Here is an 18391-nt window from a genome sequence, read left to right as displayed (position 1 = left end):
GACTTTTTCCTGAAGAAGAAGATTGATTGCGAAGTGCGTGCCATCCGATCCGAGCCTCCACGGATCAGGGGGCAGCGTTCCCCGCGGACCGTCCGGTCCAACCGGGCCCACGCACCACCTGGCCCGGCATCGCACCCGTGTGTTCGCCGTCGCGCAGCACCTGTTCGCCATTGACGAAGACATGCCGCACGCCGACCGCGTACTGCATCGGCGCCTCGAACGTGGCGGTATCGGCGATGGTCTCCGGATCGAAGACCACGACGTCGGCATGGCAACCCACCGCCAGGCATCCGCGGTCGCGCAGCTTCCAGTTCGCCGCCGGCAAACCGGTGAGGCGGTAGACGGCCTGCTCGAGGGGCATGAGCTTGCGATCGCGGACGTAGTGCCCCAGGAAGCGGGCGAAGTTGCCGTAGGCACGCGGATGCGTGCTCGACTTCAGGAACACGCCTTCCGGCGCGGATGCCTCGGCGTCCGAGCCCAGGCTGACCCAGGGCTGGGACAGGCCGAGCTCGACATTGGCCTCGCTCATCAGGAAATACGCCGCCCCCACCCGCGAGCCGTCCTCGACGATCAGGTCCATGACGGTCTCTTCGGGCGAGGTGCCGCGCTGGCGCGCGACCTCGGCGAGGCTGCGACCGGTGAGCGGCTTGAGCGCTTCGCTGTTGAAGCCGATCAACAACACGCGATCGTCCGAGCCGGCGAGCAGGCGGATGTTCTCCCAGCCGGCATCCGGGTCGCGCATCTCCGCGGCGACGCGCTCGCGGATCGCCGGATCGCGCAGGCGCTCGATCATGGCGTCCTGGCCACCGGCCTGGACCCAGGGCGGCAGGCCAGCAGTCAGGCCGGTCGCGCCGGCGGTATAGGCGTACATGTCGGCGGCGACGTCGACACCCTCGGCGCGCGCGGCGTCGATCCTCGCGATCGCCTCGGTCATCTTCGGCCAGTTCTGCTCGCCCGCCGCCTTCAGGTGGTAGACCTCGGCGTGCGTACCGGTCGCGCGCCCGATGCCGATGGTCTCGTCCAGCGCCTCCAGGAAATGGTCGGCCTCGCTGCGCATGTGCGCCACGTAACCGCCACCGGATTCGGCGGCCGCCTGCGCGAGCGCAGTCAGTTCAGGCGTCTCGGCGAAGGTCGCCGGTGGGTAGATCAGCGAGGCGCCTACGCCGAGCGCGCCTTCGCCCATGGCCTCGCGGACCAGGTCCTGCATGCGCGCGAGCTGCGCCGGATCGGGGTCGACGTCGTCCTCGCCCAGCACGTGGATGCGCACGGTAGTGGCACCGACGAAGGACGCCACGTTCGGCGAGACGCCCTTGTCGACCAGGTGGTCGAGATAGCCGCCCAGGGTGGTCCACGCCACCGGATAGCGGATGTCCCCCTGCTGGGCGACGGCGTCGGCCTTCATCGCCGCGTTGTAGGGCCCCATCGACCAGCCTTCGCCGAAGATCTCCAGGGTCACGCCCTGCTTGATGTCGCTCATGCCGCGGCCGTCGGCGATCAACGACTCCACGGCCCAGCTGAGCACGTTGATGAAGCCCGGCGCCACCGCCTCGCCATTCGCATCGACCTCGCGCGCGGCGACGACCGGGCTGCCTGGTGGCAGCCAGGCGGCGACGCGATCGCCCCGGATCGCCAGGTCGACCTGCTGCGGTGACGCACCGGTGCCGTCGTAGACGATGCCATTGCGGATGACCAGGTCGTACGGGGCGGCCTCGGCCGCTTCGCGCGTGCCCGCGCAGGCGGCCACGCCCGCCAGCAGGAGGAGACTCAAGGGTCGAAGGGACATGCCGGCACTCCTGGGGCGGGACGGGATGGCGAAACGGGAAGACGGGTCACGGGGCCAGCCAGTTGAACAGGCCGAGGCCGACGAAATTGCCGACCACGTAGCCGAGGATGCCGGTCGCGACCGCGGGCACCGCCAGGCGCCGCCAGCCGAACAGCACCGCGAAGGCGACCGCGATCGGCGGCCCGCCGATGCAGGCGGTGGACGCGATCACCAGCTCGGCGTGGTTGAGGCGGAACAGGCGGCCGGCGAGCAGGACGAAGGCCACGTGCACCAGGAACACGAGCAGCACGTAGGCGAACAGCGCGGGGGCGGCATCGAGCAGCGTACCGAGGTCGGCACCCGCGCCCAGCATCGCGAAGAACAGATACATGAAGAGCGTGGCGACCAGGTCTTCGCCGGCCAGCCCGCGAAGCCAACGCCGGCCGAGCGTGGCGATCGCGACCATGATCACGGTGATGAAGAGGATGCCGTAGCTGGGCTGGCCGATCGCGGCGGCCAGGGCATCGCCCGTGGCGCAGGCCAGCGCGGCCAACCCCAGGGCGATGGCCAGGTCGATCAGGGAAGGCGTCCGGGGCGCCGCCGCCGACGCACCCGTCGCCTCGCCGAGCCCCTCGCTGCGCCAGGCGAAATGGCGGCGGAACAGCGCCGCGTTGGCCACCGCCCCGACCACCAGCAGGTAGCCCAGGCCGACCACGTTGTCGATCGCGACGCCCGCGGCCAGCGCACTGGGATCGCGGAAGCCGATGGCTTCTGCGACTGCCGCGTAGTTCAGGGAGCCGCCGGTATAGGTCGCGCTGAAGACCGCCGCGTACTGCGCCTCGTAGATCCCCAGGTCGAGCACGCGTGCACCGAGCCAGGCGCCCAGCACCACCCCCAGCGCACCGGCCGCGAATGCCAGCAGCGTACGCCCGCCTTCCACGAGCATGCTGACCAGGTCGGCACGCAACAGGAACAGGGCGATCGCCAACGGCACCAGGTAAGTCCAGATGACGTCGTAGACGGGCGCGGCGCGCGGGATGACGCCCAGGTTCGCCAGCAGCATCGCCAACGCGATGACGATCATCACCCCCGACACGCGGCGTCCCAGCGGGGTCCGCTCCAGCGCCGCGCCGATGGCGGCCATCGCGAAGAGCACCGCCAGCAGCGCGAAGCCGTTGCCGGCCGGCAACCAGGTCGCGGGGGCGGCGGTCGCGATCACCGCGCCGGCACCGGGCCACCCCAGACATCGTCCGGGCAATCGACGAGGCCGTCGCGATAGACCACGGCGGGCGTGCGGTCCTGCTTGAGGAAAGTCGGGCCGTCGAGGTCGACGACGTCGCACTGCTGGCCAAGGATGAACCCGGGCGCGGTCGCCCAGCTGCTGCCGGCCATGTTGCCGACCATGACCTTCATGCCCAGCGCGCGGGCGCGCTCGGCGATCATCAGGCCCTCGGTGAGGCCGCCGCACTTGTCGAGCTTGATGTTGACCACGTCGAAGCGACCCACCAGGGCCTCCACTTCGTCGAGGCCCTGCACGCTCTCGTCGGCCGCGATCGGGATGGCGTGGTCGATGCCGTCGAGATCAGCCTCTCGACCGCGCCGGCAGGGCTGCTCGAGCAGGGCGACGGCCGCCTCGCGCAGCGACGGCATCAGGGCATCGAGCGTGTCGGGCACGTAGCCCTGGTTGGCATCGACGGCCAGCCAGACATCGGGTCGCGCCGCGCGGACCGCGCGCACGCGTTCGCCGTCGAGCTCGGCTTCACCGGTGAGCTTGAGCTTGATCGCGCGTGCCTTAGCATAGCGGCGCGCGGCATCGGCCATCACCGCCGGGTCGTCCGCGCCCACGGTAAAGGTCGTCAGCAGGGCTTTCGGGCGCTCGACGCCGGCCAGCTGCCAGGCAGGCACGCCGGCGCGGCGCGCTTCCAGTTCCCACAGCGCGCAGTCGAGCGCGTTGCGCGCGCCGCCCGGGGGCAGCAGGTCGCGCAGCGCAGCGCGGGTGACCCCGGCTTCGATCGTGTCGCGCAGTCCCTCCAGCGTTGCCAGCATGCCGTCGGGACGGTCATCGAGGTAGTAGACGCCGGCAGCCTCGCCGCGGCCCTCGAAGCGGCCATCGTCCAGGCGCACCACCGTCGCGGGCATCGCCTCGAACACGTAGCCCGAGATGCGGAAGGGCGCCACCAGCGGCAGCGGCTCGTTGTGCAGCGTCATCGTCACGCGCGGCGCGATGGGGGCCATGGGGCGCTCCTTGGCAGGACAGGACGGGGCGCGACACCGCGGTGCCGCGCCCGTGGGCGTCAGTAGTTGGCGCTGTAGCCGACCAGGTGGTAGGCGATGCTCGCCCAGAGGATCGCCAGGCAGCCGACCGCGAGCACGACCGCCCACAGCTTCGCCCACCAGCGACGACGGCTGCGCAGCACCTTCCACGCGTTCCAGACCGCCACCAGGGCACCCAGCGGGAACACCAGCAGCGAGACGATCCGCAAGGTGCGCACCAGCCAGTCGTTGGACGGACCCAGCATGTCGAGGCTGCTGAACATGGCCATGATCGTCCCGAGCACGCCGATCGCGGTCACCAGCACGACCAGCGAAGCGATCCGGATGAGCCGGTGGGCGCGGGCGTCCTCACCGGTGAGGCGGTACGGCACGCCGTAATGGCGACGTACCAGCGCCGACACCGGCCAGGCAAGCACCGTCAGCGCCAGCGCGGCCAGGCCCATCACGATCAGGGGCAGCAGCCACGCGCCCGAGCGCCACGCGGGCACCGGCTCCATCACCATGAACGGCGACACCGGCTCGAAGCTCCAGCGCACGACCTTGCCGTCAACCACTTCAGCGGCCAGGCGGTCACTGCCGTCCACGTCGCGCCAGACGTACGGGGCGATCTCGCGCCACTTCACCGGCAGGCCATCGAGGCCCGTCAACGCCGGGACGGAGATGCTGCCGTCCTCGGTCGCCACGACCTTGGTCTGGCCGACCAGGTTGAGGATGGCCAGGAAGTTGTCTTCCGGTCGACGGCTGCTGTCGTAAAGGCCGGCCATCTGCGCGGCATGCTCGCGCGCGGTGGCTTCGTCGACCTCACCCTCGTGCGGCTCGCCGGGCAGGTAGCGCGCGGCGAATGCCTTGTGCAGGGCGCCACGGATCTTGCCGGCGGCCCCCTCGCGACCGCTGCTGTTGAAGGACACGAACAGGCCGATGCCATCGTCGATGAACAACGGCATGTCGCTGTGGAACCACTGCGTGTCGCCCGCATGGGCGATCACCCGGCGGCCGTTGACGTTGTATTCGTAGAAGCCCAGCAGCATGCGGTTGAGCGGCGCGATCATGTCCAGCGCGGTGCCATGCATTTGCCGCGCGGTGTCCTCCCGGAGGATGCGCGCATTGCCGACGGCACCGTCCTGGAGGTGGGCGATCATGAAGCGCGCCATGTCCTCGCCGGTCGCCGAGAGGCTGCCGGCAGGCCCCGGGGTGACGAATTCGAAATCCTTCGGCGCATCTTCGCCGTAGGCGTAGCCCTTGGACATCAGCGGCTGCAGCGATTCAGGCAGGGGCTGGCGGAAGCTGGAATGCTGCATGCCCAGCGGCTTGAACAGGTGCTGCTCGACGTAGTCGTCGAAGGACTGCCCGGAGACCCGCTGGACCACGTAGCCGGCGAGCGCGGTGGCGTAGTTGGAGTACGCCGGCGTGCTGCCCGCGTCGAAGATCCGCGTCGGCACCCAGTGCTTCAGGTACTCCTCGAGCGTCACGTACTGCGTGGGGTCGGCGATGATCAGGCCGCGGATCGCTTCCTCCATGCCGGTGGTGTGCGTCAGCACGTTGCGCAGCGTGATTGGCGTGCCGTCGCGCTCGGGGATCTCGAAGTCGAGATAGCCGTTGATGTCGGCATCGAGGTCGAGCTTGCCCTGCTCGACCAGTTGCATCACCGCCGTCCAGGTGAACAGCTTGGACACCGAGCCCGGGCGGAACAGCGTCTTCGCCGGGTCGACGGGGGTACCCGCCTCGACGTCGGCGTAGCCGTAGCCCTTCGAGGCCAGCAGTTCGCCATCCTTGACCACCACCACCACGGCGCCGGGGATGCCGCCGCGTTGCATCGCGTAGGGCAGGAAGCCATCGAGCCAGGCCTCGACATCGGCCCGGGTCAGCGGACCTTCTTCGATACCGGGGACCGCGCCGACCGGAACGGCATCCGGCGTGGTGGGCACCTGCGCATCGAGTTCGACCTCGGGCACCGCCGGGCCGACCACCGGATCGGCCGCGAAGACCGGTGGGAGCGCGGCGAGCACGCTGAGCAGGCAGGCCAGCAAGGCCGTGGAACGCTTCGACATCGTCTATCCCCTGGAATGGGCCACCACGGCGGCATGGATCCCGACGGAAACCCGAACCCCGATTCCGTCCTGTATGGCAATAGTGATCCTGATTGGAAAAATGTCAACCCAGACTGGCAAAGCCGATCACAAAAGTGGATCATGACTTTCGACCTGGTATCCCCAGAAGCCTGCAGGAAGCGACCCCTCGATGACATCGCCCCACCCGACGATCGGCAGCCTGCTCCGGGCCCTGCGCGCCCGGAACGACTGGACATTGAAGGAAATGAGCGAGCGTTGCGGCATCCCGCTGTCGACGCTGTCCAAGGTCGAGCACGACCGCCTCACCCTGACCTACGACAAGCTCCAGCAGCTGGCGCAGCGCCTGGACATGCGCATGTCCGAGCTGTTCGCCGAGCAGGACGCCGACGCCGACCCGCCGGTCACCGCGCGCCGCAGCATCGGCCGCATGGAGGACGCGGTACGCGTCACCACGCCCAACTACGACTACTACTACATGTGCCCGGAACTACGCCGCAAGCGCATGATCCCGGTGCTCACGCGCGTGCGCGCGAAGAACCTCGACGAGTTCGGCGCCCTGGTCAACCACTCGGGCGAGGAATACGTGCACGTACTCGAGGGCGCGATCGAAGTGCACACCCAGTTCTACGATCCGGTCGTGCTGAAGGCGGGCGAAGGCGTCTACATCGACTCCAACATGGGCCATGCCTACACCGTCGCCGATGGCTGCGAAGAGGCCCTTCTGCTGGGCATCTGCTCGAGCCACGACGAACAGCTGCTGGAGTCGCTGATGACCCTGCACGGCGACGAAACCGCCGCGCCGGCCACTGCCCCGAGGCTGTCGGCGCGCGCGCGCGGCGGCGCCAACGCGGACAAGCCGGTCGACAAGCCCATCGACAAGCGCAAGCGCGGCCTCAAGCACGCGGGCTGAGCGCATGCGCCACCGCACCGTTGCCGGGGCCGGCGGCGGTTGCGGACGAAACGGTTGACATGCGCGCGGCGCCCGTGCTTTTCTCGGCCGCATGACGCAACGCAACACGCCCATGCCGGTGATCCAGTGCACGCCCCGCGGCGTCGCGATCGCGCGCGCGGCGGCCAGCGGCCTGGCGTCGACCCTCACCTCCACCGCGATTACCACCACCATTACCACCACCGGCACCCGACAGCCGGGGTGTGATCGCGCGTGAAGTAAGCCACCCACGCCGCTCCGCCCCCGAACCGGGTGCGGATGCCAGGCACCGGGTTCGAAGGCGGGGCTCCACAAGGAAGCCCGCCCATGCCACACCCCGCATCGAACAAACACCAGGACGCCGCCCCGGGCGATGCCCCGTCGCCGCCCCGCGTCGCCGACGCGCCCCCGCTCCGCCATCACGTGCAGTGCCAGGCCCACAAGTTCGGCGGCAGCAGCCTGGCCGATGCAGAGCGCATCCGCGCCGCCGCGGACCTGGTCGACGACGGCGCCCCCGCGCGCGTGGTGGTGGTCTCGGCCATGCACGGGGTCACCGACGCGCTGATCGGCCTGGCCGACCTCGCGGCCCGCGGCGAGGACTGGATGCCCGGCTGGTCCGCGCTGCGCGCGCGCCACTTCGACACCGCGCGCAACCTGCTGGGCGCCGCCGCGCCGGAGGCGGCGCTGGCCGCGGACTTCGACGCCCTGCATGCCCGCCTGGTCGACATCCGCCCGCGCTGCGGCGTCGATGCCGATCATGCGGCCTGGGTGCACGGCATGGGCGAGGTGCTGTCCTCTCGCCTGCTGCACGCCGCGCTCGGGGGCGATGCCGCCGGCTGGTCGCGACTGGACGCGCGCGAGGTGCTCGTCGTCCACCCCGGCGAACTCGGCGTCGCCGTCGACTGGGAGGCCTCGCGCGCGCTGCTGCGCAAGTGGCGCGCGCACCATCCGGGCAATGACGTGGTCGTCACCGGCTTCGTCGCGCGTTCGGCCAGCGGCCAGCCGACGACCCTGGGACGCAACGGCAGCGATCACTCCGCGGCGATCTTCTCGGTGCTCTTCCAGGCCGATGCCCTGACCATCTGGACCGACGTCGACGGCGTGCTCTCGGCCGACCCGCGCCTCGTCCCGGACGCGGTCTGCCTGCCGATGCTGTCCTATGCCGAGGCCTGCGAGCTGGCCTACTTCGGCGCCAAGGTCCTGCACCCGCAGACGATGGCGCCGGCGATCAGCCACGAACTGCCGGTACGGATCCGCAATGCGCGCAACCCACGGGCGCCCGGCACCCTGATCAGCGCCACGCCGGGCGAACGCGGGCAGTCGCGCGGCACCCCGGTCAAGGGCGTCAGCCTGGTCGAGGGCCTGGCCGTGCTCGAGCTTTCCGGCGCTGGCCTGATCGGCGTCCCCGGCACGGCCGAGCGCATGTTCTCCGCGCTCCGCCAGGCCGGCGTCTCGGTGATCATGATCTCGCAGGGCTCGTCCGAGCATTCCATCTGCTCCGTGGTCAACCAGGCGCAGGCCGACGCCGCGCGCGACGCGGTCGAAGCGGCCTTCGCCGAGGCGATCGGCGACGGACAGGCACAGGGGATCGCGCTCACGCCCGACATCTGCGTGCTCGCCGTGGTCGGCGACGGCATGGTCGGCGTGCCGGGCGTGGCCGCGCGCCTGCTCGGCGGCCTGGCCCAGTCACGGGTGAACGTGCGCGCGATCGCGCAGGGCGCGGGCGAGCGCAACATCTCCGTCGCGGTCGCCGCCGCGGATGCACAGCGCGGCCTGCGCGCCGCGCACGCGGCATTCTGGCTGTCGCCGCAGACGCTCTCGATCGGCCTGATAGGACCCGGCAACGTGGGCCGCGCCCTGCTCGAGCAACTGGCCGGGGCCGCGCCGCGCTTCATGGCCGACGCCCTGCCGGGGCAAGGCCTGGACCTGCGCCTGCGCGCGGTCGCCAACAGCCGCGTGATGCACCTGCACGACAAGGCACTCGATCCGGCGACCGCCGTGGAGTCGCTGGCCGGCGCCGAGACGCTGGACCTGGACCGCTTCGCGGCGCACGTGCGTGCCGAACACCTGCCGCACGCGATGATCGTCGACTGCAGCGGCAGCGACGCGGTCGCCGACCGCTACGCCGACTGGCTGGACGCCGGCATCCACGTGGTCACGCCGAACAAGCACGCCGGCAGCGGCGACTGGCGCCGTTTCCAGGCGATACGCGCGGCCAGTCGCCACGGCGGCCGCTTCCGCTACGAAGCCACCGTCGGTGCCGGCCTGCCGGTCGTGCAGACGCTGCGCAACCTGCTCGACACCGGTGATGCGCTGCATGGGATCGAAGGCGTCTTCTCGGGCACGTTGGCGTGGCTGTTCAACAAGTTCGACGGCACAGCGCCGTTCTCGCAACTGGTCCTGGAGGCCCGCGCGATGGGCTTCACCGAGCCCGACCCGCGCGACGACCTCTCCGGGACCGACGTCGCGCGCAAGCTCGTCATCCTGGCCCGCGAAGCCGGTCGGGAGCTCTCGCTCGACGATGTCTCGGTGGAGAACCTGGTGCCGGCGCCGCTACGCGACGTCGGGCTGGCGGAATTCCTCGACCGCATCGCCGAACTCGATCCCCCGATGCAGGCGCGCCTGGACGCCGCGCGCGTCGCCGGCGGCCAGCTGCGCTACCTCGCCCGGCTCGACCGGGAAGGACGCGCCAGCGTGGCCCTCACCGTGCCCGATCCGTCCCACGCAAGCCTGCATGGCCAGTTGACCGACAACCTCATCCAGTTCCGCACCGCCCGTTATCCGGACAACCCCCTGGTGGTACAGGGCCCCGGTGCCGGGCCCGACGTCACCGCGGCCGGCGTGTTCGGCGACATCCTGGCGATCGCGCAGACGCTCGGGGCACGCGCATGAGCGATACGATGCTCGCCCAGGCCCCATCCGCCACACCAGGAGATGCCCGCGTGCAGGACGATGCCCCACCCCAGCGGATCGTGCAGGCGCGCGCCTTCGCGCCGGCCAGCGTCGGCAACATCGGCGTCGGCTTCGACCTGCTCGGCCATACCATCGACGGACCGCGCGATATCGCCACGGTGCGGCGCATCGACGCCCCCGAGGTACGCATCCGCGCCATCACCGGCGACGTGCCCGGGGTCGGCGAACTGCCGCTGGAGGCCGCCCGCAACACCGCCGGGCAGGCCCTGCTGTCGTTGCGAAAGGCACTGGGCCTGTCGCACGGCTTCGAGCTCACGCTGGAGAAGGGGATCGCACTGGGTTCGGGACTCGGCGGCTCGGCCGCGTCCTGCGTCGCCGCGCTGATGGCGGCCAACGCGCTGCTCGACGCTCCGCTCACGCGCGATGCGCTCTACGTGCATGCGCTCGATGGCGAGTCCGTGTCCAGCGGCAGCCGGCACGGCGACAACGTCGCGCCGATGCTGCTCGGCGGCGTCGTCATGGCGACCCACGATCGCATGATCGCGTTGCCGGTGCCCGCCGGACTGTACGCGGTCGTGGTGCATCCGGCGCAGGTGCTGGAGACCCGCCGCGCCCGCGCCGTGTTGGCCGAGCCCTACCCGCTGGATGTGGTGGTCCGCCAGAGCGCGCACCTCGCCCTGTTCCTGACCGGCCTGCAGCGCTCGGACATCGGGATGCTGCGCGAAGGCCTGTGCGACCTGCTCGTGGAGCCGCGACGCGCACCGCTCATCCCCGGCTTCGCGGAGGCCCGGCACGCGGCGCTCGCGGGCGGTGCGATCGGCGCCAGCATCTCCGGCGCCGGGCCCAGCACGTTTGCCTGGTTCGAGTCGCGCGGGGCCGCCGAAGCCGCCGCGCCGGCCATGCGCGCCGCCTTCGTCGACGTGGGCTTCGCGGCCCATGCCTACGTGAGCCCGGTCGCCGGTCCCCGCGCCGACGTGATCGCCACCGACCGCGGCTGACCGCCCCTTCTTGCACAGGAACCCGACGCCGCCCGTCCGCGGGCGGACTGACGATCGCCATGGATTTCACCAGTACCCGCGGCCAGACGCCGCCCACCGACATCGACACTGCGCTCGTCGCCGGGCTCGCCCCCGACGGTGGCCTCTATGTGCCGGCGCAGGTGCCCCGCCTGGGCCTCGAAGGCCCCCGCGCCACGCTGGCCGACACCGCGACGGCGGTGCTGGCGCCCTTCTTCGAGGGTTCCGCCCTCGCGGGCGACCTTGATGCGATGTGCGCGACCGCCTATGCGTTCCCGGCGCCACTGCGCAGGCTGGAAGGCGACGGCGACCACCTGCTCGAGCTGTTCCACGGCCCCACGGCGGCCTTCAAGGACTATGCCGCGCGCTTCCTGGCCGAAGCGCTGTCGCGCCTGCGGGCACCGGATGCGCCCGACACCACGATCCTGGTCGCGACCTCCGGCGACACCGGCGCGGCCGTGGCCGCCGCCTTCCACCGGCGGCCCGGCTTCCGCGTCGCGATCCTCTATCCCGAAGGTCGCGTCTCGCCGCGCCAGGCCCACGGGCTGGGGTGCTGGGGTGACAACGTGGACGCGTTCAGCGTCGAGGGCAGCTTCGACGACTGCCAGCGGCTGGTGAAGCAGGCGCTCGCCGACACCGCGCTCCGGCAACGCGTCGCACTGGGCTCGGCCAACAGCATCAGCCTCGGCCGGCTGCTGCCGCAGGCCGCCTACTACGCGCACGCCGCATTGGCGTTCCAGGCGCGGCATCGCGAGCGGCTGAACTTCATCGTGCCGACCGGCAACCTAGGCAATGCCTGCGCGGCGATCCTCGCGCGACGCATGGGGCTGCCCATCGGGGAGGTGCGCCTGGCGACCAATGCCAACGACACCCTCCCGCGTTTCTTCGCCGGCGCCGACTATGCCGCGCAGCCCACGCGGGCGACGCTGGCCAATGCCATGGACGTCGGCGCACCCAGCAACTTCGAGCGCCTGCGGCACTGGCACGACAGCGACCAGGCCCTGCGCGCATCGACCGGCGCCATCGCCGTCGACGACGCCACCATCCGCGAGGTCATCCGCGACGCGCCGTCGCGGCACGGCATCGTGCCCTGCCCGCACACCGCGACCGGCCTGCACCTGCTCGATGCCTTGCGCGCGAGCGGAGACGTGCGCCCATGGGCGGTGGTCGCGACCGCGCACCCGGCGAAGTTCGACACGATCGTCGAGCCCCTGGTCGGGCACCACGTCGACGTACCGCCCGCGCTCGCGGCGTCGCTCTCGCAACCGGCGCACGCGCGCCGCCTGCCGGCGACGTATGAGACCTTGGTCGAAGTACTGCAATGACGAGGCCCGCCGCGCGGCGACCGTTCGTCATCCGGCCGGGCCATTTCACAAGAAACTGTTGACACCCTCGAATCGACCGTGTTTATCTCCAAGCCATGACGCAGCGCAACAACCCTTCGCAGACGATGACCGCCCGGGCGCACGGCCCGGCCGACGCGCTGCGTGACGCGCTTCCCGTGATCCTGGCGACCGCATCGGCGGCGCTCATTCTCGTACTCGTACTTATTACCGGGCCAATCAGCGCGGGGTACGGGGTTGCGTAGGTAACGAGCAAACCCAGGTCGAAACACCAAGACCCCGCGCCAGGAATGGCGCGGGGTTTTTCGTTTTCCAGGCTCCGAAATCCACTCGAACACGACATCCAGGAAGTCCCACACGTGAGAAGCAACGCCATCAAGCAGGGTCCCGCGCACGCGCCGGCACGCGCCATGCTCCGCGCCACCGGGCGCGACGACGCCGCCATCGCCAAGCCGTTCGTCGGCGTCGTCCACACCTGGACCGACGTCTCGCCGTGCAACCTGACCCTGCGCGAGCTCGCCGGCCACGTGCGCGAGGGCGTGGAAGGCGCCGGCGGCACCGCGGTGGAGTTCAACACCATCGCCATCACCGACGGCATCGCCATGGGCACCGACGGCATGCGCGCCTCGCTGGCATCGCGCGAGACGATCGCCGACTCGATCGAACTGGCGATCACCGGCCACAGCCTCGACGCGATGGTGCTGCTGGTCGGCTGCGACAAGACCATCCCCGCCGCGGCGATGGCGGCGGCCCGCCTGGACGTGCCCACGGTGATCCTCTACGGCGGCACGATCATGCCCGGCAGTTGTCCGTCGAAGGACGGCAAGGACACGCCGCTCACCGTGCAGGACGTGTTCGAGGCGGTCGGTGCGCACGCCGCCGGCCGCATCGACGACGAGGAACTGCATCGGGTCGAGTCGCATGCATGCCCCGGCGCGGGCGCCTGCGGCGGCCAGTTCACCGCCAACACCATGGCGATGGTGCTCACCTTCCTGGGCCTGTCGCCGCTGCAGCTCAACGACATCCCGGCGATCCACGCGGACAAGCCCGGCGCGGCGAGAGCCTGCGGCGCGCTGGTCATGCAGCAGTTGCGCAATGGCGGGCCGACACCGCGCGCCCTTCTCTCTCCCGCCGCGCTGCGCAACGCCGCGCGTGCGGTGTCGGCCACCGCCGGTTCCACCAATGCCGCGCTGCACCTGCTGGCGATCGCCCACGAAGCCGGCGTCGCCTTCGACCTTGAGGAGTTCGAGGCCGCGGCGTCGACGCCGGTCATCGCCGACCTCAAGCCGGGCGGCCGCTATACCGCGGCGGAGATGTTCGAGCAGGGCGGCTGCGCGCTGGTGGCGCGCGAGTTGCGCATCGCCGGCCTGATCGAGGACGTGCCCACGGTGACCGGGCGTTCCTTCTTCACCGAGCTCGACGCCGTGCCCGCGCCGGCCCACCAGGACGTGGTGCGGCCGACCGCCTCGCCGCTGAAGCCGCGCGGCGGCTATTCGATCCTCTATGGCGACCTCGCCCCGGAGGGCTGCATCGTCAAGCTGGCCGGGCACGGGCGCGACCATTTCGAGGGCCCGGCGCGCGTGTTCGATTCCGAGGAGGCCGCGTTCGCCGCCGTGCAGGCGCGCAAGGTGCAGGCCGGCGACGTGGTGGTGATCCGTTTCGAGGGCCCGACCGGTGGCCCGGGCATGCGCGAGATGCTGGCGGTGACTGCCGCGCTCGTCGGCCAGGGCCTGGGCAACGACGTCGCCCTGATCACCGATGGCCGCTTCAGCGGCGCCACCCACGGCTTCATGGTCGGCCACATCGCGCCGGAGGCGGCGCATGGCGGTCCGATCGCGCGCCTGCGCGACGGCGACCGCGTGCGCATCGACGTTGGCACGCGACGCATCGACGTCGACGCCGACCTCGCCACGCGCAGCCCCGCCGCGTTCGCGCCGCGCGTGCGCACCGGCGCGCTCGCCAAGTACGCACGCCTGGTCCGCTCCGCGTCGAAAGGCGCGGTGACCGCGCCCGGCCCGTTGGACGACACGCGCGCCATCCCATCGGCCCTCGTCGACGCTGCTCGCGAGCGCGAGCCGGCGCCGGCCTGAGCCCCACCGTTCCCGACCACCCGCCACGGCGGCCCCTCCAGTTCCACGCACTCCAACCGACATCCACAAGGACACCGCAATGAGTTCACCCAGCCAGACCGGCCCGAAACCCCGCATCGCCATCGTCGGCTACGGCAGCCAGGGGCGCGCGCATGCGCTCAACCTTCGCGACTCCGGCTTCGACGTCACCATCGGCCTGCGTCCCGGCGGCCCGACCGAGATCAAGGCCCGGGCCGACGGCTTCACCGTCAGGACGCCTGCCGAGGCCGTCAAGGGCGCCGAGCTGGTCGCGGTGCTGACCCCCGACATGGTCCAGGCGCAGCTCTACGGCGAGGTCATCGAACCCAACATCGCGCCCGGCGCCTGCCTGCTGTTCGCGCACGGCTTCAACGTCCACTACCAGCAGATCAATCCGCGCGAGGACCTCGACGTGGTGCTGGTGGCGCCCAAGGGGCCGGGCGCGCTGGTCCGCCGCGAGTACGAGATCGGCCGCGGCGTGCCGTCCGTCTATGCCGTCCACCAGGACCGCAGCGGCAAGGCCGAGGCGCTTGCGCTGGCCTATTGCGCCGGCATCGGCGGCGCACGCCAGAACGCCATCAAGACCACGTTCAAGGAAGAAACCGAGACCGACCTGTTCGGCGAGCAGGCGGTGCTGTGCGGCGGCGCCACCAAGCTGGTCCAGGCCGGCTGGGAAACCCTGGTCGAGGCCGGCTACCAGCCCGAGGTCGCCTACTACGAGTGCCTGCACGAGCTGAAGCTGATCGTCGACCTGTTCTACGAGGGCGGGGTCACGCGCATGCACGAGTTCATCAGCGAGACCGCCCAGTACGGCGCGCTGACGCGCGGCCCCTATGTGGTCGACGAGAACACCAAGGCGCAGATGAAGAAGGTGCTGCAGGAAATCCAGGACGGCACCTTCGCACGCCAGTGGATCGCCGAATATGCCGCGGGCAACACACAGTACAAGGCGCTCAAGCAGGCCGATCTGGACCATCCGATCGAAGCGGTGGGCCGGAAGTTGCGCGCCAACATGAAGTGGCTGTCGACCGCACCGCAGGCCAGGCCGGCCGATGCGGCCGACGCGGCCGAGGCCGCGCAACCGGAAGAGGCCGCCGCATGAACGGCGCCCGCTGGCTCGTGCAGGCCCTGGTCGCCGAGGGCGTCGACACGCTGTTCGGCTACCCGGGCGGCGCGATCATGCCGTTCTACGATGCCCTGCACGGCTCGGACCTGAAGCACGTCCTGGTCCGCCACGAGCAGGGCGCGGCGTTCGCCGCGAACGGTTATGCGCGAGCCAGCGGGCGCGTCGGTGTATGCGTGGCGACGTCCGGTCCGGGCGCGTCCAACCTGGTCACCGGGATCGCCGACGCGATGCTCGACTCGGTGCCGATGGTGGTCATCACCGGCCAGGTCGCCACCGGCCTGATGGGCACGGACGCCTTCCAGGAGCTCGACGTTTTCAGCATGACGATGTCGATCGTGAAGCACAGCTTCATCGTGCGTCGCGTCGAGGACCTGCCCGGCGTCGTCGCCGAGGCCTTCCGCATCGCCCGCTCGGGTCGACCGGGACCGGTGCTCATCGACTTCCCCAAGGACGTGCAGGTCGCCGACGCCGGCCGCCTCGCGCCGCACGCGCCGCTGGCGATCGACGACGTGCCGGCACCTGCCGATGCGTCCCTGCACGAGGCGCTGGCACTGATGTCGCAAGCGCGGCAGCCGGTCGTGTACGGCGGCGGCGGCATCGCGCTGGGGCATGCCGTGGAGGTGTTCCGCGATTTCGTCAACGCGACCCAGATCCCCACCGTGCTGACCCTGAAGGGGCTGGGCGCCCTGCCGTCGGGCCATGTCCTCAACCTGGGCATGCTGGGCATGCATGGCAGCCAGGCGGCCAACCTGGCCGTGCAGGAGTGCGACCTGCTGATCGTGGTCGGCGCGCGTTTCGACGACCGCGCGACCGGCAAGCTGGCCGAGTTCGCGCCACGCGCGCGGGTGGTCCACATGGACCCCGATGCCTGCGAGATCGGCAAGCTGCGCCACGCCGACGCCGGGGTCAACGGCGATATCGGCACCGCACTCAAAGCCCTGACCCTGCCCGCCGCGGCGCACGTGCACGGTCGCCATGCGCGCGCCCGGCGCGAGTGGCGCGACACCTGCCAGGCCCGCGCGCGCCAGCACGCCGCGCGCTATGACGCCCCCGGCGACACGGTCTATGCCCCGGCCCTGCTCAAGCGCCTGTCCGAGATCGCGCCCGATGCCGTCGTCGCCTGCGACGTCGGCCAGCACCAGATGTGGGTTGCGCAGCACTGGCGCTTCCAGCATCCGCGCCAGCACCTGACCAGTGGCGCACTGGGCGCGATGGGTTTCGGCCTGCCGGCGGCCTTGGGCGCGCAGATGCAGGATCCCGGCGCGCGCGTGGTCTGCGTCAGCGGCGACGGCTCGTTCCTGATGAACGTGCAGGAACTGGCCACCGCCGCGCGCTACCGCCTGCCGGTGAAGATCGTGCTGCTCGACAACCAGGCGCTCGGCATGGTGCGCCAGTGGCAGGAGCTGTTCTTCGAGAAGCGCTATTCGGAGATCGACCTGTCCGACAACCCGGACTTCGGCGCCCTGGCCGCGGCATTCGGCATCCAGGCCCTGCACGTCGACCGCGCCGACGAGGTCGAAGGCGCGCTGCAGGCCTTGATGGCCGCGCCGGGGCCGGCGCTGCTGCATGTCGCGATCGACCAGCAGGCCAACGTCTGGCCGCTGGTCCCGCCGAACCACAACAACGCCCAGATGCTCGACGGCGCCCCCGTCGATCCCGGGCACGCCCCCCTCGCCCCCACCCCGGAGACGCCGCATGCGCTACCAGCTTGATCTGACCCTGCGACAGGCCGAGGGCGCGCTCGCGCGCGTGCTCGGCACCGCCGAACGCCGGGGCTTTCGCCCGCTCGCCGTCGATGGCGAAGCGCAATCCGATGGCGACCGCTGGCACCTGCGCCTGATGGTCGAGAGCGACCGTGCCGACGCCAGCCTGCAGTCGCAGCTGGCCAAACTGCACGACTGCCTGGCCGTGGAGGTGTCGCCGTGCAGCTGAACGACGCGACCGCCGTGGCCGAACCGCCGCGCGAGGCGGCCAACGACGCAGCGACCGATGCGCCCCGGGTCTGGTTCGACGGGAAACTGGTGGCGATCGACTCGCCTCAGGCGCCGCTGACCACCCACGCCATGCATTACGGCAGCGGCGTGTTCGAGGGCATCCGCAGCTATGCCACCGCCGATGGCGGTGCCGCGGTGTTCCGCCTGCCCGAGCACATGGAACGCATGCGCAAGGGCGCCGAACTGCTGGGCATCGACTTCGACGTCGCGCGTGCCAGCGAAGCGGTGCTGGAGACGCTGCGCGCCAATCGGCACGCCGATGCCTACATCCGTCCCCTGGCCTGGCTGGGCAGCGGCACCATCGGCCTGGACGTGGCACCGCTCACCCAGCACTACATGGTCGCGACCATGGCGACCCAGGTGCACCTGGCCGGCAAGGCCGCGCGCCTGGGCGTGTCGGGCTGGCGCCGCAACCCCGCCACCTCGCTGCCCCCGCTGAAGCTGTGCGGCGGCTACGTCAATTCGGTCCTGGCCAAGCGCGAGGCCAAGCAGCGCGGCTTCGACGAGGCGCTGTTCGTCGACGCCGAGGGCTTCGTCGTCGAATGCACGGGCGCCAACGTGTTCATGGTCCGCAACGGCAGCATCACCGCCGCGAGCCACCCCGACGCGCTGGACGGCATCACCCGCGCCACCCTGGTCGAGCTCACCGGCGCGCACTCGCGGCCGGTGTCGCTGGAGGAACTCAGGCAGGCAGACGAGGTGTTCGTCTGCGGCACCGCCGCGGAGGTCGCGCCGATCGCATCGCTGGACGACGCCGTGTTCGGCGACAACCCGCTCACGCGCGAGTTCCAGGCCTTGTACGCCCGCATCGTGCGCGGGGCCGAACCCCGCCACGCCCGCTGGCTGACGGTGGTCTGA

Annotated in this window: 14 protein-coding genes; 10 read left to right on the top strand and 4 right to left on the bottom strand. The window is 71.0% G+C overall.

Annotated features, from left to right (window positions below):
* Positions 1–64: 64 nt before the first annotated feature.
* The 4 genes from FKV25_RS00235 to FKV25_RS00220 are packed head-to-tail and all read right to left on the bottom strand — an operon-like array spanning position 65 to position 6084.
* On the bottom strand, positions 65–1783 hold the full coding sequence (locus FKV25_RS00235; protein ID WP_141516779.1) for an N-acyl-D-amino-acid deacylase family protein: 1719 nt from the start codon (positions 1781–1783) through the stop codon (positions 65–67).
* Positions 1784–1829: 46 nt separating this feature from the next.
* Positions 1830–2981, bottom strand: coding sequence for a DUF819 family protein (locus FKV25_RS00230; protein WP_211345328.1), 1152 nt, complete (start codon positions 2979–2981; stop codon positions 1830–1832).
* Positions 2978–3997 (bottom strand): dipeptide epimerase, encoded by a 1020-nt coding sequence (locus tag FKV25_RS00225; RefSeq protein WP_141516778.1) that lies wholly within the window; start codon positions 3995–3997, stop codon positions 2978–2980. The genes FKV25_RS00230 and FKV25_RS00225 overlap by 4 nt, the downstream gene beginning before the upstream one ends.
* A gap of 59 nt (positions 3998–4056) precedes the next feature.
* The gene (locus FKV25_RS00220) at positions 4057–6084 is read right to left on the bottom strand and encodes a serine hydrolase domain-containing protein (protein WP_141516777.1); all 2028 of its coding nucleotides are present in this window, start codon (positions 6082–6084) and stop codon (positions 4057–4059) included.
* Positions 6085–6274: 190 nt separating this feature from the next.
* On the opposite strand from FKV25_RS00220, the gene FKV25_RS00215 reads away from it, so the two are divergent.
* The 10 genes from FKV25_RS00215 to FKV25_RS00175 all read left to right on the top strand — a co-directional run bounded on the left by FKV25_RS00215 (position 6275) and on the right by FKV25_RS00175 (position 18391).
* Positions 6275–7015 (top strand): helix-turn-helix domain-containing protein, encoded by a 741-nt coding sequence (locus FKV25_RS00215; protein WP_141516776.1) that lies wholly within the window; start codon positions 6275–6277, stop codon positions 7013–7015.
* A gap of 91 nt (positions 7016–7106) precedes the next feature.
* Complete coding sequence (locus FKV25_RS16055) at positions 7107–7271, top strand: hypothetical protein (protein ID WP_170218451.1); 165 nt, start codon at positions 7107–7109, stop codon at positions 7269–7271.
* 89 nt (positions 7272–7360) lie between these two features.
* Positions 7361–9925 (top strand): bifunctional aspartate kinase/homoserine dehydrogenase I, encoded by a 2565-nt coding sequence (gene thrA, locus FKV25_RS00210; protein WP_141516775.1) that lies wholly within the window; start codon positions 7361–7363, stop codon positions 9923–9925.
* On the top strand, positions 9922–10944 hold the full coding sequence (locus FKV25_RS00205) for a homoserine kinase (RefSeq protein WP_141516774.1): 1023 nt from the start codon (positions 9922–9924) through the stop codon (positions 10942–10944). Before thrA ends, FKV25_RS00205 begins: the two co-directional genes overlap by 4 nt.
* A gap of 59 nt (positions 10945–11003) precedes the next feature.
* Entirely contained in the window at positions 11004–12287 is a 1284-nt protein-coding gene (gene thrC / locus FKV25_RS00200) for a threonine synthase (protein ID WP_141516773.1), read from the top strand.
* Between the two features lie 377 nt (positions 12288–12664).
* A complete protein-coding gene (gene ilvD / locus FKV25_RS00195) occupies positions 12665–14395 on the top strand; it encodes a dihydroxy-acid dehydratase (RefSeq protein ID WP_141516772.1) in 1731 nt (576 codons plus the stop codon).
* A 79-nt stretch (positions 14396–14474) separates the two neighbouring features.
* Positions 14475–15515: a ketol-acid reductoisomerase gene (ilvC, locus tag FKV25_RS00190; protein ID WP_141516771.1), complete on the top strand. Its 1041-nt coding sequence runs from the start codon at positions 14475–14477 to the stop codon at positions 15513–15515.
* Entirely contained in the window at positions 15512–17251 is a 1740-nt protein-coding gene (ilvG, locus tag FKV25_RS00185) for an acetolactate synthase 2 catalytic subunit (protein ID WP_141516770.1), read from the top strand. The genes ilvC and ilvG overlap by 4 nt, the downstream gene beginning before the upstream one ends.
* Positions 17235–17471: an ACT domain-containing protein gene (locus tag FKV25_RS00180; protein ID WP_141516769.1), complete on the top strand. Its 237-nt coding sequence runs from the start codon at positions 17235–17237 to the stop codon at positions 17469–17471. The genes ilvG and FKV25_RS00180 overlap by 17 nt, the downstream gene beginning before the upstream one ends.
* The gene (locus tag FKV25_RS00175; protein ID WP_141516768.1) at positions 17462–18391 is read left to right on the top strand and encodes an aminotransferase class IV; all 930 of its coding nucleotides are present in this window, start codon (positions 17462–17464) and stop codon (positions 18389–18391) included. The genes FKV25_RS00180 and FKV25_RS00175 overlap by 10 nt, the downstream gene beginning before the upstream one ends.

This window comes from Marilutibacter aestuarii (assembly GCF_006546775.1).
Taxonomy (GTDB): Bacteria; Pseudomonadota; Gammaproteobacteria; order Xanthomonadales; family Xanthomonadaceae; genus Marilutibacter; species Marilutibacter aestuarii.
The sequence above is the reverse complement of the archived record's forward strand: the minus strand, read 5'-3'. Positions and strand labels throughout refer to the sequence as shown.